Source organism: Parabacteroides sp. ZJ-118 (assembly GCF_011038785.1).
Classification (GTDB): Bacteria; Bacteroidota; Bacteroidia; order Bacteroidales; family Tannerellaceae; genus Parabacteroides.
In genome coordinates, this window is record NZ_JAAKDT010000007.1 from 67,579 (window position 1) to 88,678 (window position 21,100).

A 21,100-nucleotide genomic window follows, 5' to 3' on the forward strand; every position below is an offset into this window, starting at 1 on the left:
CGATCGCGACGCCCGCATAGCGATCATCCCCCGGGGTGTGAGAAAAGATCCTTGTAAAAAAGTTATTAGAACGTATGGGGATACGACGTATCGCATAATAGATTATCTTTGCTCCCCGTTATAGGTGCTCGAAAGAGACCGCTATGAAGCATAGGAAGGTGTAATCCTTTTTCAATATGAATTATAAAGATTTCGAAGTATGAAGGTACAAAGTTTAGTTGTATGCGCTCTGTTGACGCTCCTCTCCGTCGCTTGTATCCGGGAGGAGGCGCCCAACGCTGAAGCGGATATCCTGTCGTGTACGGTAGATGACGATCTGTTGAAAACCGAGCCGGAGATCGAAAACGAGTCCGTGACGCTGACCGTGAAAAGTGACGCTGATATTACAAACCTGGCCCCGGTATTCACCTTGACTCCCGGCGCTACGATCGAACCGGCCAGTGGATCCGCTTTTGATTTTACGACACCGAGGACCTATACGGTTACTTCCGAGGATGGCCACTGGACGAAGACCTATACGGTACGTTGCATCGTCTCCGGCGTAAGCACGGAATATCATTTCGAGCATATAGCGATGGAGCCGACGGAAGAACGTTACCAGATATTCTATGATTTCACGTCGGAGGGAGATTCCGTGACATGGGCGAGCGGTAACGCCGGTTTTGCTTTGACGGGTGTGCCCAAGACGCCGTGGGACTATCCCACCATGCAGGATGATAACGGATATGTCGGTAAATGCGCCAAGTTGGTGACCCGCAGCACGGGCAGTTTCGGTAGCGGATTCGGTATGCCGATCGCCGCGGGAAACCTGTTTATCGGTACGTTTGATTTGCTGAACGCGATCCCGGACGCACGGAAAGGCACGAGATTGGGACGTCCTTTCGATCATGTGCCGACGTACCTGAGCGGCTATTATAAATACAAGGCGGGAAAGTCGTATAAAGTGAATGGCGAGGAGGTAAAAGGCAAGAAAGACCAATGTGATATCTACGCCATCTTCTACGAGACGGATGAGCATGTGAAATATTTGGATGGTTTCAACGGGTTGACAAGCCCGAACCTGATATCCGTTGCCCGGATCAGCGATCAGAAAGAGACGGATGAGTGGACGCATTTCTACATCCCGTTCGTGGCCAAGCCCGGTAAGGTGATCGATAAGGAGAAGCTGGCGAAAGGCGGCTACCAGTTATCCTTGATTTTCTCCTCGAGTTTGAAAGGCGATGTCTTCGAGGGAGCGGAAGGTAGCACGCTTTGGATCGATGAGGTGGAGATAATCCAGTCCGGTGAGAATTAAAAAAACAGTGGGTATGAAAAGATATATAGTATTAATAGGTATACTGTGTCTGTCGGGTGTCGTTACGTTGAAGGCGCAGCAGGAGAGAAACCAAGGAATAATCTGGTCTTCCCTCAGGGGATTGGAATATACGGTAAAAGCCGGCTTCAATGTGGGCGGGACCGCTCCGGTGCCATTGCCTCGCGAGATTCGAGCGATAGATAGTTACCGTCCTACGCTTTGCGTCTCCATAGAGGGCGATATCAAGCAATGGTTCGGCGAGCGTAAGGAATGGGGAATGATGATCGGTCTTCGTCTGGAGAATAAAGGTATGGAGACGAAGGCGACGGTTAAGAATTACAGCATGGAGATCATCGGCTCCGGTGGCGAGAAGCTGAAGGGAAACTGGACCGGCGGCGTGCAGACGAAAGTGGAGAACGCTTATTTCTCGATCCCGGTCGTGGCTCTTTACCAATTAAATAACCGGGTGAGTTTCTCGGCGGGGCCGTTTGTCTCGTTCGCTACAAACCGGGACTTCTCCGGCTATGTGTACGACGGTTATCTGCGCGAGATCAATCCGACCGGTGCGAAGGTGGAGTTTTCCGGCGACAACCGTGCTTCCTATGACTTCTCGGATAACTTAAGAAAGTTCCAGTGGGGAGCGCAGATCGGTACGGAATGGAAAGCATTTAAGCACCTTATCGTATACGCTGATTTGACATGGGGGTTGAACGATATCTTCCAAAAGGATTTCGATACGATTACCTTCGGGATGTATCCGATTTACCTGAACGTAGGCTTCGGATATGCGTTTTAGAATTGATTTTAGTCAAAATGAGACTATCCTTTAAAAGGTGGTTCTTTTTTTTAAAAGGATTATTATGGGAATAAATTATTTTTCTATAACTTTGGGGCAGTAATTCTCAGACCAAGTTACAAATTATCTTATATTATTAACAAAATTACCATGAAAGAAAACACTAAGAAAGGCGTAAGCCGCAGAGAGTTTTTAGGCCTTTCCGCTCTAGGATTGGCGGGTTTAACAATTCTTCCCAGTTGGGCCATGAATGGCGTTCGTATCGCTCCGAGCGATCGGGTAGTCTTGGGCTTTATCGGCCTGGGGCAGCAAGCGTTATCGGATTTCAAGGGGTTTGCCGCATGTCCGGGCATACAGGTTGCCGCATGTTGTGATGTGGATACGATGAAAACAGAGCGTTTCAGAAGACGCGTCGCTGAATGGCAAGCTGCGAAGGGAATGAATCAACGTTGTGATCAATATGAGTTTTACGAGGATTTGCTGGAGCGTAAGGATATCGACGCTATCGAGGTCGCTACCCCGGATCATTGGCATGCTTTGGCTACTATCCATTCTTGCCAGTCCGGAAAAGACGTATATTGCCAGAAACCGTTGGCTTATACGATCTCCGAAGGTTTGGCTATGGTGAAGGCCGTACGTGATAACAAGCGTGTGCTTCAAGTAGGTAGCCAGCAACGTTCCAGCAAAGAGTTCCAAGCTGCGATCGATATGGTTCAGCATGGCGCCATCGGTCATGTAGAGAAAATATATGCACGTGTAGGTGAGCCTCCTACGCCGCTGAACTTGCCGGAAATGCCGGTTCCCGCTAATTTGAACTTCAATCAATGGATGGGTCCGTTGAACGATCCGAAGATCCATTATCATCCTGATTTATGTCCTCCTATTTCTCTGGATCCGGAAGAGAACGAGAAACTATGGGGCGCATGGCGCTGGTATCAAGAGACCGGTAATGGCTATACCGCTGACTGGGGCGCTCATATGTTCGATATCGCCCAGGCCGCTATCGGTATGGATGGCTCCGGTCCGGTTGAGTTTACACCCAAGGGATACAATGGTACACAATATTCAACCATGCGCTATGCGAATGGCATTGTCATGACGGAACAACCTTACTTGGAGGACAATCCGAATGCACAGGGTATCAAGTTTATCGGTGATAACGGTTGGATCGAGGTTGCCCGCGGCTACATCAACTGCTCTGATCAGTCTAAGATCCCTGCTGATTTGAAGAATCTGATCGAAAGACGTCCGAAGATGATGACTCCGGAAGAGCGCAAGAAGATGTATGAGGAATACATGAAGAAATTGAAAGATAAGAAGAACAAGCAGGGTGGAAACAATGGAAACTATGAGACAAGCGCGCCGCACATGCAGAACTTCGTTGATTGTGTCCGTTCGCGTGAGAACCCGATCGCTCCGGTTGAGGTAGGTTGCAGTACGAATACACTTTGCTGCTTGCAGAATATCGCTCGCGAGCTGGGCCGCCCGGTTAAATGGAATCCGGCTACGTTGAGCTTCGGTAATGATAAGGAAGCTGCCGCTCATCGTCTGTACTGGTATCAATACCGCAAACCGTATACATTGCCTTATTTCTGTAAGTAAGTCTGATTTAACAAGATAACGTTTATGGGTAACAGACGGGATTTTTTGAAAAATATGGGCCTTTTTACCGCTGGCGGACTGCTGGCGGCTAAAGGGGCTTCCGCGAGTGTGGTGAACCATGTGCCGGAGACGGTGGGTGAAGTTCATGCCGGTAAGGAGATGGGCTTGCAAATCTATTCATTGTCTCAAGAGCTGTATAAGGGTGATGTGGCCGCTAATCTTCGGAAGGTAAAGGATATGGGATATTCCAAACTGGAGTTGGCGGGTTATGGTAAAGGTGCTATCGGAGGCGTTCCTATGATGGAATTTAAGAAGATGGTAGAGGATGCCGGCTTAAAGATTGTCAGCTCGCATGTAAATCCGGTTGATGCGTCGGCCTCAGATCCTCGTCGGGCTATGATTCGTAAATACTCGAAGGAGATTACACCGAAAATAATGGAGTATTGGAAAGCTACGGCCGCCGATCACGCGAAGTTGGGTTGTAAATATCTGATCCAGCCAATGATGCCGACGATTACTACGCATGATGAGGCTAAATTGGTTTGCGATGTTTTCAATCAAGCCTCGGATGTTATCAAGGCTGAGGGTATCGCTACCGGTTTTGGTTATCATAATCATAATATGGAGTTCAATCGTGTCGCGACGAAAGAACAGCAGGAAAAGATGAAGGGAAATCCTTTCGCTGCCTTCATGAAAGTTGGAGACCAGATTTATGACTTGATGTTGAAAAACACGGATCCCGGCAAGGTCTTCTTCGAGATGGATGTTTATTGGACTGTCATGGGACAGAATGATCCTGTCGAGTATATGCAGAAACACCCGGATCGTATCAAGGTATTGCATATCAAGGATCGTGCCGTATTCGGCCGAAGTGGTATGATGAACTTTGAGATGATCTTCAAGCAAATGTACGCGAACGGAATCAAGGACTATTTCGTAGAGTTGGAACGGATGCCGGACGGACGTACTCAATTTGAGGGCGTGAAGGATTGCGCCGACTATTTGATCAAGGCTCCTTTTGTAAAATAAAGTAACAAGCGATAGATCGTAAGCCCCGGGGTTGTATAAACTCCGGGGCTTTTTTAGTAGATGGAAGGCAACTTATGGTCGCTCTTTGCAAGGGAACCATATCCGGGACATACACCTTCGCTTTCTGGTTCAAAAGTGTAATTTAGTTCAGAAAGGGGCTTGCCGTTTTTTCTCCCTACTTGCTTTTCGGGCGAAATCGAATAGTTCCGGGCTTATATGGCAATAACCATCCGGATGCTTGCCTAAATAATCTTGATGATATTCTTCTGCCGGATAGAAATTAACTAACGGCTCCACCTCGATAACGATAGGTTTAGAATACTTTTTAGCCAATGTCTCTATAGCCTCTTTGATGATAGGCAGATCAGTGGCGTTGGTGTAAAAAATGCCGGTACGGTATTGCGATCCGATATCATTACCCTGTTGGTTGAGACTTGTAGGGTCTATCGTCTTGAAGTATAGCTCCAACAGTAGGTTTAAATCAGCTTGTTGCGGGTTGTAGCTTACTTCAACGGTCTCGGCAAATCCGGTGTTATCGTTACAGACCTGTTCGTAAGTCGGATTCTTGATACTTGTCTTTCCGTTGGCATAACCAACCTGAGTATTAGTAACCCCATGGATTTGTTTCATGAAATGTTCTGTTCCCCAGAAACATCCTCCGGCGAAATAAATTTTACTTTGTGTATTCATTTTAGTTGTTCTAGATAGTTGATCATTATTCATGATGTTTTTCTTATTCCTCCACCAAAGGTACGGAGAAAAGCTTAAAATTCGGGGATTTTTGCGTAAGTTTGCCTTCCGATTTGAATTTAAATAAGAAAACATGATAAGTTACCTTCAGGTAGATAAGCTGACCAAGAGTTTCGGTGATTTGGTTCTTTTCGAGGATATAACGTTCGGAGTCGCGCAAGGACAGAAGATCGGGTTGATCGCTAAAAACGGTACGGGCAAGACTACCTTATTGAATATTATCGGTGGCAAGGAGGATTGCGACTCGGGTGAGGTGGTTTTTCGGAAAGACCTGCGGGTCGGGTATTTGGAGCAATCACCTTCTTATCCGGAAGAACTGACCGTGCTACAGGCTTGCTTCCACTCGAAGAACGAGACGGTTCGGTTGATAGCTGAGTATGAGGAGGTGATGGAGAAAAAGGATCATTCGAATCTGGAGGACATCCTTACCCGTATGGATAGCTTCAAGGCGTGGGATTATGAGCAGAAAGCGAAACAAATCCTCGGGCAGTTGAAGATACAGAATTGCAACCAGAAGATTGGGGAATTGTCCGGCGGGCAGTTGAAACGGGTTGCCCTGGCAAATGTCTTGATCACGGACCCTGAATTGATTATCTTGGACGAGCCGACGAACCATTTGGATTTGGAAATGACCGAATGGCTGGAAGATTATCTGAGCCGGGCCAATATCAGTATCTTGATGGTGACGCACGACCGTTACTTCTTGGATCGTGTTTGTAGTGAGATCATCGAGATCGATAATAAGCAAATCTATTCGTATAAAGGTAATTATAGCTATTATCTGGAGAAACGCCAAGAGCGTGTCGAGGCGATGAACGCCGATGTGGAACGCGCAAAGAACCTTCTCCGCACGGAGCTGGATTGGATGCGTCGCCAGCCACAGGCGCGGGGTACAAAAGCGAAGTATCGTATCGATGCCTTTTATGAGTTGGAAAAGAAAGCGAAGCAACAACGGGATACTGGAAAGGTGAACCTGGACGTGAAGGCTTCTTACATCGGGTCTAAGATTTTCGAGGCGGTGAACGTGAGCAAACGTTTCGGTGACTTGAAGATTACGGAGGATTTCAATTATATTTTCGCCCGTTACGAGAAGATGGGTATTGTCGGAAATAACGGTACGGGTAAATCTACCTTCATCAGGATGCTGATGGGCGAGGTTGCTCCCGATAGCGGCTATTTCGATGTGGGCGAGACCGTTCGCTTCGGCTATTACAGCCAAGATGGCTTGAAGTTCGATGAGCAAATGAAAGTGATCGACGTGGTGCAGGCGATCGCCGAATACGTGGACTTGGGTAACGGACAGAAGATGGGAGTCTCCCAGTTCTTGAACTATTTCCTGTTCACGCCGGAGAGACAGCATAATTACGTTTATAAGTTGAGCGGTGGCGAGAAGCGTCGCCTGTATTTATGTACGGTATTGATGCGTAGTCCGAACTTCCTGGTACTCGATGAGCCGACCAATGATTTGGATATCGTAACCTTGAACGTCTTGGAAGAATATCTTCGTAACTTCAAGGGGTGCGCTATCGTGGTTTCCCACGACCGTTACTTTATGGATAAGGTAGTAGATCATCTGCTGGTTTTCCGGGGTAACGCCGATATCAAGGATTTCCCCGGTAACTATACGCAGTACCGGGACTGGAAAAACGTGCAAGACCAACTGGAAAAAGAGCCGGAGGCTGCCTTGCAAGCGAAGCAAAATCCGGCTCCGGAGAAGCCGTCTCGTCCGGTGGGTGAGCAAAAGAAGAAACTCACTTTCAAGGAACGGAAAGAGTTCGAGGCCCTAGAGGAGGAGATACCGGCTTTGGAGGCAGAGAAAGCAGAGTTGGAGACTGCGATGAGCAGTGGTACTTTATCTACGGATGAGCTTATGGCTAAATCTCAACGGATTACCCGGGTCATGGAGGAGATCGACGAGAAAACGATGCGCTGGCTGGAGTTGAGTGAGCTGGCATAAGTAATAAAGGGGAATGAGCGAGACTAAACCTGTACTTTGGAACCGGAATTTCGTCCAATGTTGTATCTCTTACTTCTTGATGAATTTTGCCTTTTATATGTTGATGCCTACTATGCCGGTCTATCTGGTAGAAGAATTGGGCATCAGCACGTCGGAGGTGGGGGTGGTCGTGTCTAGTTATACGATCGGGTTACTGTGCGTGCGCCCCTTCTCGGGGTATCTGGTGGATTGTTTCTCCCGCAAACCGCTATATGTATTTGCTTTCACGGTATTCGCCTGTTTGTTCGCGGGTTATTGGTTTGCCATGACGATCTACACGATCATGGCGGTTCGTTTCATCCAAGGTGGGTTTATGGGATTGACCTCTGTCTCAGGCAATACGATTACGATAGACGTGATCCCTTCCAAGCGAAGGGGAGAGGGCATGGGCTTTTACGGATTGACGATCAATCTCGCTATGTCGTTAGCTCCTTTGGTGGCGGTCGGGCTATACGATCGGCATGGGTTCTTTTGGATCATAGGGGTCGCTTGGGTGATCGCCTTGATCGGGATCGGCTCCGTTGGGCTGATCTGTTATCCGAAACGGGAGGAAGTGCCTCGCCCGGCCTTCTCGTTGGATCGTTTTATCTTGGTGAAAGCGCTTCCTGCGGCTTTAGCCTATCTGCTGGTCGCTATACCTTATGGGATGTTGCTCTCGTTCGTGGTATTATATGGCAAAGAGATCGAGGTGCCGAGCCCCGGCTATTTCTTTATATGTATGGCGATCGGTGTAGGGACGGCCCGTTTGATTTCCGGGCGGTTGGTGGACCATGGCAAGATTCATGTCGTGTCCGTCGTATCCTTGATTTCTTTAGCGATCTCGTTTTCCGTCTTCGCTACCGTACATACATCGTTTGTTTTCTTCGCCTGCGCCTTGGCGATCGGTGTCGGTTTTGGCGTGAGTGTACCGGCTTTTCAATGTCTTTTCGTGAATGTCGCTCCGCATCATATGCGTGGTACGGCTACTTCTACCTACTTGACCTCTTTCGATTTCGGGATGGGGATTGGGATGCTATCCGCCGGCTTTATCGCTACCCATGCCAATCTGGCTACCGCCTACGGAGTCGGGGCGGCTTGTTGCCTTCTTTCCTTATTTGTCTATATCCACTTGGTAAAAGCCTCATACGAGAGGAATAAGCTGATTCCTTGATCGGTTTGATTCCCGGTTTCGTCTAACCCCCGGCGTACTTCGTCATATCTAGGTCTTTGTTTGTTTATAAACGGCATCTATGATAAAATAGATAGTGTTTATCGTAATATATGCTACAAAACGATTGCGATATACCTTGATATATATTAATAATGTCAATTGTTTGCAATAATTAACGTCATTAAAGAGTGATGTTATAAAACATGCTTTTATATTTGCAGCGGCAAAAAGAGAAAGCGTAGAAGATGCGGAGACGCCGCGTTTAATTAGTTAAGATTTTTGTTTAGGTTTAACAATTTAAGGTTATTAGGTATTATGAAACGTTTTGGAATGGCAGTCGCAGCCTTACTGATGTGTGCGACAATGAGCTTTGCTCAGAAACCGAGTTTGAGTAGAGAACCGTTCGTGATAAGTACAGAGAGGTTAGCAAACTATTTGCAATTGACTCCGGGCCAGTTGGATGAGGTCGCTAATATCAATGAGTATTTTATCGAGATGCAGAATGCGAGTGTGAGAGCTAGCGCCAAATTGCAGGGTAAGAAGATGTATCAGGCGGTTTATGGAAACTTGAAATTGATGAAGAGGGCCTTGAACCCGGATCAATATCGTAAGTATGTTACTTTACTGAACATCACGAACAACAACAACCGTACGATGGGTGTTGATACGTTCCCGGAAGTGTACTTGGCCGATAACGCGAGTAAGTAATTTATCTTATAAGAGAGAGTCTCTTCCCCATTATTTCCTGTCAAAAGGTAAATAGTGGGGATACTTTTTTTTGAGGCCTGCGTATAAATCGGAGAAGATTGTGTAAGTTTGCGGCGTTTTACAAATAACGCTTAATTCGAGTCATGACAACGCAAAAACTTTTGGCCCTTTCTAACGCTACTTTGAAGAGAAATGTAACGGACTATTCCTTAATCGTGGTAGGTTCATTTTTGCAGGCACTTAGTTACGTGCTTTTCCTAGCTCCTTACAAAATCGTACCGGGAGGTGTGTATGGTATCTCTATCGTAATCCACTATGTGACAAAGAATTTGTTCCCGTTCTTTCCGGATGGTTTGCCGATGGGTGCGACGGCGCTTTGCTTCAATATCCCGTTGATGATTTTGGCCATGAAAAAGATCGGATTGTCTTCCGGCCCGAAGACGATCGTTACTTTCTTGCTGATCTCTATATTTACCGACTCATTGTCTTATTTCCTCACCGATCCGTTGGTGGAGAACGATGCCTTTATCGCCGCCTTTTATGGAGGAGCTATTTTAGGATTGGGTGTGACTTGTGTTTTCCGGGCGCAAAGTACGAGTGCCGGTACAGATGTATTGGCACGCGTAATCGCGAATGACTCCAACTTGAAGGTCAGCAATATGATCATCGTACTGGATTCCGCGATCGTATTGTCGGGTTTGATCGTGTTTAAGGATTGGGCGGTACCATTGTATTCATGGTTTACTATTTTCGTGTATGGAAAGATCGTGGAGATGTTCCAGACGGAGAATCCGAACCGTGCCGTCTTCATCGTCTCTCGTAAGACCCGGGAATTGAAAACCCTGATAGTCGATAAGATGGGTATGAGAGGTACTTTTATCCACGGTAAGGGAATGTATCAGGGAAATGAGACTGAGATTATATTCACGATCGCTGAACGGAAAGATATGCCCCGTTTGAAAGATGAGGTGAAAAAGATCGATCCGAATGCTTTTGTCTCTACGATGCACGCCAGCAAAGACTCGCCGCGGCCAGGCATTTAAGAGAAGCAAGAATTGAGTGTAAGTCATAAACGCTTGAATCGGGTGCAACTGTCAACTAAAATACCTATCTTTGACGTTCAAAAACAAATAAACATAGAATAATAATGCCCAACATCTCACAAAGAGGAGTCGAAATGCCCGCTTCCCCGATCCGGAAGCTGGCTCCATTGGCCGATGCTGCCAAACAGAGAGGAGTTCATGTATATCACCTGAATATCGGTCAGCCCGACCTTCCCACTCCGCGAGTGGCACTCGATGCGATCCGCAACATCGATCATACGGTGTTGGAATATAGCCCTAGTCAGGGATATCGCAGTTATCGCGAGAAATTGGTCGGGTATTATAAAAAGTATGATATTAACCTTACGGCCGACGATATTATCATTACTACCGGTGGTTCGGAGGCTGTGTTGTTTGCCTTCTTGAGTTGCTTGAATCCGGGGGATGAGATTATCGTCCCGGAGCCGGCTTATGCCAATTACATGGCATTCGCTATCTCGGCGGGAGCCGTGATCCGGACAGTGACGACTACGATAGAGGAAGGATTTTCTCTCCCGAAAGTAGAGAAATTCGAGGAGTTGATCAATGAGCGTACCAAAGCGATCCTGATCTGTAACCCGAACAATCCTACCGGTTATTTGTATACGCGTCGTGAGATGAATCAAATCCGGGATATCGTAAAGAAATATGATCTTTATCTTTTCTCGGATGAGGTGTACCGAGAGTTTATCTATACCGGTTCCCCGTATATCTCGGCATGTCATCTGGAAGGTATCGAGCAGAACGTGGTATTGATCGATTCTGTCTCCAAACGCTATTCGGAATGCGGTATCCGTATCGGTGCGTTGATTACGAAAAATGCCGAAGTGCGTAGTGCCGTCATGAAGTTCTGCCAGGCGCGTTTAAGTCCGCCTTTGATCGGACAGATCGCTGCCGAGGCCTCTTTGGATGCTTCCGAGGAGTATGCCCGTGAGACTTATGACGAGTATGTGGAACGGCGTAAATGTTTGATCGATGGTTTGAACCGTATCCCCGGAGTTTATTCTCCCATACCGATGGGCGCTTTTTATACAGTGGCTAAACTTCCGGTGGATGACGCCGATAAGTTCTGTGCTTGGTGCCTGGAAGAGTTTGCGTACGAGGGTCAGACGGTCATGATGGCGCCGGCGTCGGGTTTTTACACGACACCGGGACTTGGTAAGAATGAGGTTCGTGTGGCCTATGTTTTGAAAAAGGAAGACCTTGCGAAGGCTTTGACAGTGTTGGCAAAGGCGTTGGAAGCTTATCCGGGAAGAATGGTATAAATGAATTTAGAACTGTTTATCGCCAAAAAGATACATTTCAGTAAGGAGGGGGATCGAGAGGTTACTCCTCCCGCTGTTCGTATTGCCATGATCGGGATCGCCTTGGGATTGGCGGTGATGATCCTTTCGGTGGCGATCGTGATAGGCTTTAAGAAAGAGGTCCGGAACAAGGTGATCGGTTTCGGCTCGCATATCCGGATCACGAATTTCGATAGTAATTCTTCTTATGAGTCGCAACCGATAGCGATTAGCGATACATTATTGGATGCGCTCGACGCGTTCCCGGGGATTCGCCATGTCGAGAAATTCGCGACGAAGCTCGGTATCTTGAAGACTGACCAAGATTTTCAAGGGATTGTCTTGAAAGGCGTGGACACGGATTATGACTGGACTTTCTTCAAGGATAATTTAAAAGAAGGCGAGATCTTTACGATCCGGCCGGATAAGAACTCTACGGATGTTATTATTTCCAAGTACTTATCAGATCTGCTAGGACTCAAGGTCGGGGATTCTTTCCTGACTTATTTTGTGCAAGACGACGTGCGTGCCCGTAAGTTCACGATCACGGGGATTTATGAGACGGGCTTCCTTGATTATGACAAGCTGTTCGTAATCGCTGATATCAAGCAGATACGTCGCTTGAATGGCTGGGATAAAGATCAGGTAAGCGGACTGGAGTTGCAGGTGGACGACTATGATCGTTTGGATCGAGTGGCCGAGGATATTTATTTTGATCTGGCGGAACGGCAAGATAGGAATGGCAATACGTTCTACGCTCGCTCGATCAAGGAGTTGAACCCGATGATCTTTAATTGGCTGGATGTGCTGGACATCAATGTCGTGGTTATCTTGGTGCTGATGCTTTCTGTCGCGGGGTTTACCATGATCTCCGGATTATTGATCATAATCTTGGAGCGTACCCATATGATCGGAATCTTAAAAGCCTTAGGGCAAAATAATGACAGTATTCGCAAGATCTTCTTGTATGTCTCTTTCTTCTTGATTGGCAAAGGAATGTTGTGGGGGAATATCATCGGTATCGCCCTTTGCCTGCTTCAATCCCATTTCCATACGATCCGATTAGACCCTTCCATTTATTACTTGGATGCCGTGCCTGTCGACCTGAGTCTGTTTTCACTGCTCCTTTTGAATATAGGGACATTGGCCGCCTCTATGTTGATGATGCTGGGACCTTCCTGTTTGATTACGAAGATTGATCCGGCCCGGAGTATTCGTTTTGAATAAAAGCCCTATCTTTGGCGCACGTTCTAGTTTTGCCGGATTGATATGACAGATCTTATCTCTAAAGAAAAGCGTAGCTATATCATGTCTATGATTAAGGGCAAGCATACAAAGCCCGAGATTATAGTCCGTAAATACCTGTTCCATCGCGGCTTCCGCTTCCGTGTGAATGTGAAACGCCTTCCCGGTACCCCTGATATCGTATTACGTAAATATAAGACCGCTATCTTCGTGAACGGCTGTTTCTGGCATGGGCACGAGGGTTGCCCGGAATTTCGTCCTCCCCGTACCCGGGTAGAGTGGTGGGCCGAGAAACTAAACCGGAATAAAGCGCGGGATGCCCGTGTACGAGAGGAATTACGGGCGATGGGCTGGAATACGATGGTGATCTGGGAATGCCAGCTTAAACCCAAAGAACGACAAGCCACCTTAGAGAATGTCGTTCGTTTATTGGAAAAGAGGTATGTGGAATCTACCTATCACGCGGAGTTTACCCCGGTTTACCCGCTATTGGAGGAAGAAGAACTTCCCCAAGTGGCGGAAGAACAAGAGCGCTATTGAATTTCCTTCATTCTCAATATAAGTCTGTTCCCGCTGTTCGATCAGCGCGGGAACAATGCGAAGATGATTGCTGACTATTTGCTTCTTTGAGGGCTGGTATCGTGACACAACCCTTTTGAAACGAGCGCGAAATAGCGGATAAAACAAGGGGATAAGCGGTCGTTTTTGCTCGAAAACGGCTGTTTTTATGCAGGAAAGTTGCTGTTTTGGGGTTTGAAACCATGCCGTTGGGCATCGTAAACCTACAAGGATTGAATCATAAACCTACTTGAGTGGGCATCGTAACCTACTTGCTTCCCCATCGAGAGCCGATAGAATAGCCTAAAAGAGCTTGTCTTGGGTACTTTGGCAACTGTTTTTTCGCTAGAATGAAGGGACGTTTTTCAGTATATTCTTAATCATGAGTGGATTAAATATATTTTAACGCGAATTTAGGAGCGGGAAGAAAGAAAAACAACTCGGTAAGCGGGCTGAAAACAGCTTAGTAAGTAGAGGTCGCTCTACTTACTAAGCTGATGCCGGTCAGCTTGGGGAGAACGCATAACCCTTTGTGTTTTATATTGGCATATTGGCACATCGATCGATGGGCTCATTGTTATATCGTATCGGAATAATAGGCTTTCGGTAAACGGCGGCAGTTGTATTGGGAGGCCATGACCTCGCCATAAGCGCCGGCGGAACGAAGGGCGATCAAGTCGCCGCGCCGCGCCTTGTTCAACTCTACATCTTTACCGAATACATCCGATGACTCACAGATCGGACCCACTACGTCGTAAGCCTCTGCTGCCTCGTCGCTGCCGATGTTCTCGATGCGGTGATAAGCGTCGTACATAGCCGGGCGGATCAATTCCGTGAAACCCGCGTCAAGGATAGCGAATTTTTTCGTCTCTCCCTCCTTGACATATAATACCTTAGCGATTAATGTACCGCATTGGGCGACGATCGAACGTCCCGGCTCAAAATGTATCTGTTGACCCGGACGTACTTGAAGTAGTTTATGAATAGCCGCGAAATAGTTATCAAAATCCGGGATCGATAAATGATTCGGGTGATAGTAATCGATACCTAATCCACCTCCGAAGTTCAGGTGCTCTACCGTAACCCCATGAGCCTCCAATTCCTCCTGTATCTCGTTGAAGCGGATTACCAAATCGCGGAAGCTGGACATATCCGTGATCTGTGAACCGATATGGCTATGGATACCGATCAATCTCACATTCCTCATCGCCTTTAATTTATCCAGTACGTCCCCTAATTGGCTGAGGTTGATACCGAATTTATTCTCCTTCATGCCCGTCGTGATCTTGGCGTGCGTATGGGCATCCACTTCCGGGTTGATACGAAGGGCGATAGAGGCCACTTTATCCTTGGCGGCTGCCAGTTCATTGATGATTTCCAGCTCGACGGCAGATTCTACGTTAAAGCAGAAAATATCATTGTCCAGTCCTAGGTTGATCTCCCAGTCCGCTTTGCCTACACCGGCAAAGACAATCTTATCGGCAGGAAAACCGGCATCCAACGCCGCCTGCACCTCGCCACCACTCACGCAGTCAGCGCCAAGGCCATTCGCCGCTATGATGGAAAGGATACGGGGATTGGCATTCGCTTTCACGGCATAATGCACATGGTAACCATATTCCCCGGATTCGGTTTTTACTACGTCCAACGTGTCTTGCAACAGCTTGACATCATAATAATAAAAAGGCGTAGAAAGCTGCTTGAACTTTTCTACGGGAAATGTTCCTTTGAGCATATTATATAAGAGATTATATGAAGATAAATAAGGGCAGTCCGCAAAAGGCCGCCCTCGTTTGTTTTTAGTTGTTGTTAAATAGATGATCGCTCAGCGCTTGCAGCGCTCTTCGCTTGTCCGAGGCCTTGATCAGCAAGGAGACGTTGTAGTTGCTTCCTCCGTAGGAGATCATGCGGACCGGGACATCCTTCATGGCCTGTACGATACGAGCCTCGAAGCCGATGTTATCCCATTCCAGGTCGCCAACCACGCAAACGATAACCATATCCTCGTCTACGGTCACGGTCCCGTACTTCTTCAAATCGTCAACGATCTCTTCCAGATGCTTGCGGTTATCGATCGTAACGGAGACACCCACCTCAGAGGTCGTAACCATATCGATCGGAGTCTGGTAGTTCTCGAAAGTCTCGAATACCTTACGCAAGAAACCGGTAGCTAGCAACATACGTCCGCTCTTGATCTTGATAGAGGTGATATCGTCTTTGGCGGCGACCGCCTTGATCTTATCTCTCTCGATCGCGTTAGAGATCAACGTGCCCGGGGCGTCCGGCTGCATCGTATTCAACAAACGAACCGGGATGTTGTTCAATTTAGCCGGCAATATACAAGTCGGGTGAAGGATCTTGGCGCCGAAATAAGCCAACTCGGCAGCTTCCTCGAAATGCAATTGACGGACTGGAGACGTTCCCTGTACGATACGAGGATCGTTATTGTGCATGCCATCGATGTCTGTCCAGATCTGGATCTCTTCCGCACCGATCGCCGCGCCGACCAAGGATGCGCTATAGTCGCTACCACCCCGTTGAAGGTTGTCGATCTCGCCGTAAGCGTTGCGGCAGATATAACCTTGCGTGACGTATAGGTCGGCATCCTTATTATCGGCGAGTAATTTCAACAGTTTCTCTTTGATATAGACCGGATCCGGTTCCGCGTTCTTATCCGTGCGCATATAATCCAAAGCCGGGATCAATACGGACTTCACGCCGCGTTCGTTCAAATAAAGATTCATCATACCCGTAGAGATCAACTCTCCTTGCGCCAAGACAGCCTTTTCCTCGAACAAGGTAAACAGATCCTTCGTGAACGTACGGATATATTCGAAATGAGATTTTATCAGTTCTTTGGCCTTCTGTTTATATTCCTCGGTGCTGTATAGCTCCTCAACGTGGCTCATGTACTTCATGGCAAGCTTGTTGATGATCTCATTCGCTCCGTCCGGGTTCTTTTTGTACAGGTAGTCGGAAATCTCGACTAACGAGTTGGTTGTACCCGACATGGCTGACAATACGACGATCTTACGGTCTCCCGTGATCAGTTTCGCTACATCTTTCATTCTCTGTGCAGATCCCACAGAAGTACCGCCAAACTTTAAAACTTTCATTTTCTTTTGTCCTATATTAAATTGTTTCCTTTTTCGATCGAATGCGACCGCGAAGTTATAAAAAAATTATTCTCTGACATCACTTAGACAGGCATTCTCGCATTTTACGACGCGAGCCGGATAATTATGAACGATCGTGTAATTATGAGTGGTCATAATCACCGCTGTTCCCTGCTGGCAGATGTCGTGTAAGAGTTGTACGATTTGTCCGCTCGTCTCCGGGTCTAGGTTGCCGGTCGGCTCGTCTGCCAGGATCAACTTGGGGCTGTTCAGGAGGGCACGGGCAATAACGATACGCTGCTGTTCTCCGCCGGATAGCTCATGCGGCATTTTATAGCCTTTGTCTTGCATGCCTACTTGACGGAGCACGTTGTCTATCCGTTCCTTGATCTCTCTTTTCTTTTTCCATCCGGTGGCTTTCAGCACGAATTCCAGATTCTTGGAGACGGAACGGTCGGTCAACAACTGGAAGTCCTGGAAGACGATGCCGAGTTTCCTACGCAAATAAGGGATATCCTTTCGCTTCATCTTGGCGAGGTTGTAATCCATGATACGCGCCTCACCTTGCCGGATCGGTATCTCGCAATACAAGGACTTGAGCAGGCTGCTTTTACCGGAGCCTACCTTCCCGATCACATATACGAACTCCCCGTTACGAAGCGTGAGGCATGCGTCGTGTAATACCCTGTTTTCCTCACGGCATATCTCCACGTTCTCCAACTTGAGTAGAATATCTTCTTCCATAGAATTTATCAGCCTTTATGTCTTTTCTTTAACTCATGGGCGAGGTCTTCCAGACGAAGTCCCTTGCTTGTCAATAATACGATTAAGTGGTAAACCAAATCGGATGCTTCATAGATGAATCCGTCCTCGGTCCCGTTGGTCGCCTCGATAACGGTCTCTACCGCTTCTTCGCCGACTTTCTGTGCCATGCGATTCACGCCTTTCTGGAACAAGGTCGTCGTATACGAACCTTCCGGCATTTCTTGACGGCGACGCTCGATGAAGTTCTGCAAGTATTTCAAGAACAGGATCTCCTCTTCGTTTTTCTCGCCGAAACACGTATCCGCTCCCGTATGGCAAACCGGTCCGGCGGGAATCGCCTTGATCAATAAGGTATCATTGTCGCAATCCGCCGTGATACTAACCACCTGCAACGTGTTGCCGCTACTCTCTCCCTTCATCCACAAACGGTTTCTCGTGCGGCTAAAGAATGTAACCTTACCCGTACTTACTGTCTCATCATAAGCTTCTTGATTCATGAAGCCCAACATTAATACCTTACTCGTGTTGTTGTCTTGTACGATAGCGGGAATTAGTCCGCCCATTTTCTCGAAATCTAGTTTCATCTTCATATAGAATGTGTTATATCCTTACATTGATCCCCTCGTCCTTGAGGTATTGCTTCAAGTCGCCAATCCGTATCTCTCCGAAGTGGAAAACGCTGGCCGCTAAAGCCGCGTCTGCCTTCCCGTCGGCGAATGTATCCCGGAAATGTTCCCGCTTTCCCGCTCCACCGGAGGCGATAACCGGGATATGCAATGTTTCGGCCAAGGTAGCCAAAGCGTCGTTCGCATATCCATCTTTTACGCCATCGTGTGTCATGCTAGTGAAAAGAATCTCGCCGGCACCACGGCTTTCCGCTTCCGAGGCCCATTGAAATAAATACTTATTTGTCGGGACACGCCCTCCGTTTAGATAGCATAGCCAGTTATTGTCCTCAAAATTAGCGTCGATGGCGACTACACATACCTGACTGCCGAAGTGCTTGGCGATCGCCTCGATTAATGCCGGGTTCCGTAATGCCGCCGAGTTGATCGATACCTTATCGGCGCCAGCGCTAAGCAAACGATCCACGTCCTTCAACTCATTGATGCCCCCACCTACGGTAAAGGGGATGCTGATATGAGCCGCCACTTGCTTTACCAGTTCGGTGAAAGTCTTTCGCCCCTCGTGTGAGGCGGTAATATCCAAGTACACTAATTCGTCGGCCCCCTCACGACTGTACCGGGCGCCCAGCTCCACGGGGTCTCCCGCGTCGCGAAAGTTCACGAAGTTGATGCCTTTTACAGTCTTTCCATCCTTTATATCCAGACAGGGAACAATTCTCTTGGCTAGCATATATCTGTTTTATTATTTCAAGTAAAACGGAGCAAATCTTTCAACCGGATCTTTCCCTCATAAATGGCCTTGCCGAAAATGACGGCGGGAATCCCTGCCCCGGACAATCTCTCAATATCTTCGATCGAGCTTACGCCACCGCTCGCTATGATATAAAGAGAGGGGATCTCGTCCCGTATCTCTTTATATAAATCGATAGCCGGGCCTTGAAGCATGCCATCCCGTGCGATATCCGTGCAGATCACCTTGGTAATCCCCTTGTCGTAATATCCTTTGATAAAGGGAATCAACTCTTGGCCGGTTGTTTCCTCCCAACCGCTGATGGCGATCTTCTTCTCTTTGGCATCGGCCCCCAATATGATTTTCTCGCTACCGAACTTGTTGATCCAAGAGGCGAACATTCCCGGATTCTTCACGGCGATACTGCCCCCGGTTACCATCTGGGCGCCGCTTCTGAAGGCGATCATCAGATCCTCCTCTTGTTTCAAACCCCCTCCGAAATCAATGATCAAGGAAGTCCGGGTCGCTATCCGCTCAAGGATACGGTAGTTGATGACGCGTCCTTCACGGGCTCCGTCCAAATCTACCACATGCAAACGCCGGATGCCGTTACCCTCGAACCTCTTGGCCACTTCCAAAGGATCTTCGTTGTAAACCTTCTTCGTAGCGTAATCTCCTTGCGTCAACCGGACGCATTTGCCTCCTATTATATCTATAGCGGGAATAAGCTCAATCATATCTTTAAAAAGTTTTTCAATATAACTTCTCCCACCGATCCACTTTTTTCCGGATGGAACTGTGTCGCGTAGAAGTTGTCTTTATGTAATGCGGCGCTGAATGGAAGGATGTAATCGGTCGTGGCTGCCGTGTATTCATTTACGGGTACATGATAACTATGTACGAAGTAAACAAACTTGTTCTCCAATCGCTCATTGAACAGGTCGCTTTTGATGTTGGTCAAGGTATTCCAACCCATGTGAGGAACCTTATCCTCATGCTTTCGCGGAATGAAACGTTTCACTTCCGTGGGGAAGATCCCGAGGCAATCAGCGTTTCCCTCCTCCGAATGCATGCACATCAATTGCATGCCGAGGCATATCCCGAGTACCGGTTGCTTTAGGTTCAAGATCACCCGATCCAATTGATGCTCCCTTAAATACTTCATGGTCGTGAAAGCCTCACCTACTCCGGGAAAGATGACCTTATCCGCTTTATGTAGTAACTCCGGATCAGCCGTGATGATTGGGGTAACGCCCAACCGCTTCAAAGCATAATCTACCGAGTAGATGTTTCCCGCATTATATTTAATAATGGCAACGTCCATTGTTGTTAAGCATTTATATTGAGTCGCAAAAGTAACAAATTATCATTACATAATTCTGAATGGCGAATGAAAAGTTCCAAAATGAAATGTATTTGTGATAAATTGGTGTGATCGGGAAGGGGATAGGGACGGTATAATTAGGTGGCTTCCGAGGTCTCTCCCGATATTTTTGATGTCAAATACGATATTTTTTCGCATCAGCTATTGCAGGTTTAAAAATAATACTTACCTTTGCACCGCAATCGAGAGAGATCGTGATAAAAAAAGAGGTTCGGTAGTTCAGCTGGTTAGAATACATGCCTGTCACGCATGGGGTCGCGGGTTCGAGTCCCGTCCGGACCGCCTCTTTTTTAGGTCTTTATTGATTACAGAATGGTTCGGTAGTTCAGCTGGTTAGAATACATGCCTGTCACGCATGGGGTCGCGGGTTCGAGTCCCGTCCGGACCGCTTTCAAGGGAAGCAAGATAAAGTGAAGTCCTGAAGTTAAATACTTTGGGGCTTTTTTCGTATCCGGCGGGCATAGCAAAAAGCAGCAGAATTCCCCGAAGAAAGTAGATTAATAAAATAAGGTGTGGGAACTATATTAGTTTTATCCTGTTTCTTTGGCTTTTCGCATTGCCTTTGGTACGGATAAAACAATAGCAACCCACACCAATATTGACAATATCTAAGAGCCTTATGCATATAAGGTAGGTATATATCAAATGGCGTGGTGCTATTGTTATCATCTTCGTACCGTTTTTAAACTTTGCGAGAATCTAAGAAACAGAAGATAATCTCAATAACACCTTTCGTTAATATGTCCTTCCAGAGTATCTAAATCCCCAAAATTGCTGCAAACTTAGCAAATTTATTTGAATAGCAACATAAAAATACTGAAAAATGTGGTTCTAAGTGTTCCAAAACATGTCTGTAGCTGATAATTAGTATCGATTTCTCTTCTTCGCAACTACGAGGATCCCCAATTACTCAATATAGATGGGACAATGCAGGTAGTTCTTGTTAATCTTATAGATAAAGATCAGTTTCGGGTACCTGCCCAATA

At 47.2% G+C, this 21,100-nt stretch carries 18 protein-coding genes, 2 tRNA genes and 1 pseudogene; 13 read left to right on the forward strand and 8 right to left on the reverse strand.

Annotated features, from left to right (window positions below):
• Positions 1 to 199 precede the first annotated feature (199 nt).
• The 4 genes from G7Y39_RS03810 to G7Y39_RS03825 all read left to right on the forward strand — a co-directional run bounded on the left by G7Y39_RS03810 (position 200) and on the right by G7Y39_RS03825 (position 4,721).
• Entirely contained in the window at positions 200 to 1,294 is a 1,095-nt protein-coding gene (locus G7Y39_RS03810; protein WP_165155234.1) for a PCMD domain-containing protein, read from the forward strand.
• Between the two features lie 13 nt (positions 1,295 to 1,307).
• A complete protein-coding gene (locus G7Y39_RS03815; protein ID WP_165155236.1) occupies positions 1,308 to 2,090 on the forward strand; it encodes a porin family protein in 783 nt (260 codons plus the stop codon).
• A 150-nt stretch (positions 2,091 to 2,240) separates the two neighbouring features.
• The gene (locus tag G7Y39_RS03820; RefSeq protein ID WP_165155238.1) at positions 2,241 to 3,692 is read left to right on the forward strand and encodes a Gfo/Idh/MocA family protein; all 1,452 of its coding nucleotides are present in this window, start codon (positions 2,241 to 2,243) and stop codon (positions 3,690 to 3,692) included.
• A 24-nt stretch (positions 3,693 to 3,716) separates the two neighbouring features.
• A complete protein-coding gene (locus G7Y39_RS03825; RefSeq protein ID WP_165155240.1) occupies positions 3,717 to 4,721 on the forward strand; it encodes a sugar phosphate isomerase/epimerase in 1,005 nt (334 codons plus the stop codon).
• 162 nt (positions 4,722 to 4,883) lie between these two features.
• Here the strand turns inward: G7Y39_RS03825 and msrA are convergent.
• A pseudogene (gene msrA, locus G7Y39_RS03830) lies at positions 4,884 to 5,444 on the reverse strand (peptide-methionine (S)-S-oxide reductase MsrA); the annotation flags it as partial.
• Between the two features lie 100 nt (positions 5,445 to 5,544).
• On the opposite strand from msrA, the gene G7Y39_RS03835 reads away from it, so the two are divergent.
• The 7 genes from G7Y39_RS03835 (at position 5,545) to G7Y39_RS03870 (ending at position 13,475) form a co-directional block, all read left to right on the forward strand.
• Positions 5,545 to 7,428: an ABC-F family ATP-binding cassette domain-containing protein gene (locus G7Y39_RS03835; protein ID WP_165155242.1), complete on the forward strand. Its 1,884-nt coding sequence runs from the start codon at positions 5,545 to 5,547 to the stop codon at positions 7,426 to 7,428.
• 13 nt (positions 7,429 to 7,441) lie between these two features.
• Positions 7,442 to 8,617 (forward strand): MFS transporter, encoded by a 1,176-nt coding sequence (locus tag G7Y39_RS03840; RefSeq protein ID WP_165155244.1) that lies wholly within the window; start codon positions 7,442 to 7,444, stop codon positions 8,615 to 8,617.
• A 315-nt stretch (positions 8,618 to 8,932) separates the two neighbouring features.
• Positions 8,933 to 9,325, forward strand: a complete 393-nt coding sequence (locus tag G7Y39_RS03850; protein ID WP_165155247.1) for a hypothetical protein — start codon at positions 8,933 to 8,935, stop codon at positions 9,323 to 9,325.
• 143 nt (positions 9,326 to 9,468) lie between these two features.
• The gene (locus G7Y39_RS03855; protein WP_165155249.1) at positions 9,469 to 10,368 is read left to right on the forward strand and encodes a YitT family protein; all 900 of its coding nucleotides are present in this window, start codon (positions 9,469 to 9,471) and stop codon (positions 10,366 to 10,368) included.
• Positions 10,369 to 10,472: 104 nt separating this feature from the next.
• Positions 10,473 to 11,672 (forward strand): pyridoxal phosphate-dependent aminotransferase, encoded by a 1,200-nt coding sequence (locus G7Y39_RS03860; RefSeq protein ID WP_165155251.1) that lies wholly within the window; start codon positions 10,473 to 10,475, stop codon positions 11,670 to 11,672.
• On the forward strand, positions 11,673 to 12,917 hold the full coding sequence (locus G7Y39_RS03865) for an ABC transporter permease (protein WP_165155253.1): 1,245 nt from the start codon (positions 11,673 to 11,675) through the stop codon (positions 12,915 to 12,917).
• Positions 12,918 to 12,959: 42 nt separating this feature from the next.
• Positions 12,960 to 13,475 (forward strand): very short patch repair endonuclease, encoded by a 516-nt coding sequence (locus G7Y39_RS03870; protein ID WP_165155255.1) that lies wholly within the window; start codon positions 12,960 to 12,962, stop codon positions 13,473 to 13,475.
• 595 nt (positions 13,476 to 14,070) lie between these two features.
• Here G7Y39_RS03870 and lysA read toward each other — a convergent pair.
• The 7 genes from lysA to hisH all read right to left on the reverse strand — a co-directional run bounded on the left by lysA (position 14,071) and on the right by hisH (position 20,054).
• Positions 14,071 to 15,228 (reverse strand): diaminopimelate decarboxylase, encoded by a 1,158-nt coding sequence (gene lysA, locus G7Y39_RS03875; RefSeq protein ID WP_165155257.1) that lies wholly within the window; start codon positions 15,226 to 15,228, stop codon positions 14,071 to 14,073.
• 64 nt (positions 15,229 to 15,292) lie between these two features.
• Positions 15,293 to 16,609 carry an aspartate kinase gene (locus G7Y39_RS03880; protein ID WP_165155259.1) on the reverse strand — a complete coding sequence of 439 codons (1,317 nt, stop codon included), beginning with the start codon at positions 16,607 to 16,609 and terminating at the stop codon, positions 15,293 to 15,295.
• Positions 16,610 to 16,675: 66 nt separating this feature from the next.
• Positions 16,676 to 17,353 (reverse strand): cell division ATP-binding protein FtsE, encoded by a 678-nt coding sequence (locus tag G7Y39_RS03885; RefSeq protein ID WP_165155262.1) that lies wholly within the window; start codon positions 17,351 to 17,353, stop codon positions 16,676 to 16,678.
• Between the two features lie 8 nt (positions 17,354 to 17,361).
• The gene (hisIE, locus tag G7Y39_RS03890; RefSeq protein WP_165155274.1) at positions 17,362 to 17,958 is read right to left on the reverse strand and encodes a bifunctional phosphoribosyl-AMP cyclohydrolase/phosphoribosyl-ATP diphosphatase HisIE; all 597 of its coding nucleotides are present in this window, start codon (positions 17,956 to 17,958) and stop codon (positions 17,362 to 17,364) included.
• A gap of 16 nt (positions 17,959 to 17,974) precedes the next feature.
• On the reverse strand, positions 17,975 to 18,730 hold the full coding sequence (gene hisF / locus G7Y39_RS03895) for an imidazole glycerol phosphate synthase subunit HisF (protein ID WP_165155264.1): 756 nt from the start codon (positions 18,728 to 18,730) through the stop codon (positions 17,975 to 17,977).
• Positions 18,731 to 18,747: 17 nt separating this feature from the next.
• Positions 18,748 to 19,467, reverse strand: a complete 720-nt coding sequence (gene hisA / locus G7Y39_RS03900; protein ID WP_165155266.1) for a 1-(5-phosphoribosyl)-5-[(5-phosphoribosylamino)methylideneamino]imidazole-4-carboxamide isomerase — start codon at positions 19,465 to 19,467, stop codon at positions 18,748 to 18,750.
• Complete coding sequence (gene hisH / locus G7Y39_RS03905) at positions 19,464 to 20,054, reverse strand: imidazole glycerol phosphate synthase subunit HisH (protein WP_165155268.1); 591 nt, start codon at positions 20,052 to 20,054, stop codon at positions 19,464 to 19,466. The genes hisA and hisH overlap by 4 nt, the downstream gene beginning before the upstream one ends.
• Before the next feature lie 268 nt (positions 20,055 to 20,322).
• Here hisH and G7Y39_RS03910 point away from each other — a divergent pair.
• Both G7Y39_RS03910 and G7Y39_RS03915 read left to right on the forward strand, forming a co-directional pair.
• Positions 20,323 to 20,396: transfer RNA gene (locus G7Y39_RS03910), tRNA-Asp, on the forward strand.
• Between the two features lie 32 nt (positions 20,397 to 20,428).
• Positions 20,429 to 20,502: transfer RNA gene (locus tag G7Y39_RS03915), tRNA-Asp, on the forward strand.
• Positions 20,503 to 21,100: the final 598 nt, after the last annotated feature.

Excerpts from the sequence above, each read along its gene's own strand:
- G7Y39_RS03810 (WP_165155234.1), top strand. The coding sequence starts at position 200 with ATGAAGGTACAAAGTTTAGTTGTATGCGCTCTGTTGACGCTCCTCTCC.
- G7Y39_RS03815 (WP_165155236.1), top strand. The coding sequence starts at position 1,308 with ATGAAAAGATATATAGTATTAATAGGTATACTGTGTCTGTCGGGTGTC.
- G7Y39_RS03820 (WP_165155238.1), top strand. The coding sequence starts at position 2,241 with ATGAAAGAAAACACTAAGAAAGGCGTAAGCCGCAGAGAGTTTTTAGGC.
- G7Y39_RS03825 (WP_165155240.1), top strand. The coding sequence starts at position 3,717 with ATGGGTAACAGACGGGATTTTTTGAAAAATATGGGCCTTTTTACCGCT.
- G7Y39_RS03835 (WP_165155242.1), top strand. The coding sequence starts at position 5,545 with ATGATAAGTTACCTTCAGGTAGATAAGCTGACCAAGAGTTTCGGTGAT.
- G7Y39_RS03840 (WP_165155244.1), top strand. The coding sequence starts at position 7,442 with ATGAGCGAGACTAAACCTGTACTTTGGAACCGGAATTTCGTCCAATGT.
- G7Y39_RS03850 (WP_165155247.1), top strand. The coding sequence starts at position 8,933 with ATGAAACGTTTTGGAATGGCAGTCGCAGCCTTACTGATGTGTGCGACA.
- G7Y39_RS03855 (WP_165155249.1), top strand. The coding sequence starts at position 9,469 with ATGACAACGCAAAAACTTTTGGCCCTTTCTAACGCTACTTTGAAGAGA.
- G7Y39_RS03860 (WP_165155251.1), top strand. The coding sequence starts at position 10,473 with ATGCCCAACATCTCACAAAGAGGAGTCGAAATGCCCGCTTCCCCGATC.
- G7Y39_RS03865 (WP_165155253.1), top strand. The coding sequence starts at position 11,673 with ATGAATTTAGAACTGTTTATCGCCAAAAAGATACATTTCAGTAAGGAG.
- G7Y39_RS03870 (WP_165155255.1), top strand. The coding sequence starts at position 12,960 with ATGACAGATCTTATCTCTAAAGAAAAGCGTAGCTATATCATGTCTATG.
- lysA (WP_165155257.1), bottom strand. The coding sequence starts at position 15,228 with ATGCTCAAAGGAACATTTCCCGTAGAAAAGTTCAAGCAGCTTTCTACG.
- G7Y39_RS03880 (WP_165155259.1), bottom strand. The coding sequence starts at position 16,609 with ATGAAAGTTTTAAAGTTTGGCGGTACTTCTGTGGGATCTGCACAGAGA.
- G7Y39_RS03885 (WP_165155262.1), bottom strand. The coding sequence starts at position 17,353 with ATGGAAGAAGATATTCTACTCAAGTTGGAGAACGTGGAGATATGCCGT.
- hisIE (WP_165155274.1), bottom strand. The coding sequence starts at position 17,958 with ATGAAACTAGATTTCGAGAAAATGGGCGGACTAATTCCCGCTATCGTA.
- hisF (WP_165155264.1), bottom strand. The coding sequence starts at position 18,730 with ATGCTAGCCAAGAGAATTGTTCCCTGTCTGGATATAAAGGATGGAAAG.
- hisA (WP_165155266.1), bottom strand. The coding sequence starts at position 19,467 with ATGATTGAGCTTATTCCCGCTATAGATATAATAGGAGGCAAATGCGTC.
- hisH (WP_165155268.1), bottom strand. The coding sequence starts at position 20,054 with ATGGACGTTGCCATTATTAAATATAATGCGGGAAACATCTACTCGGTA.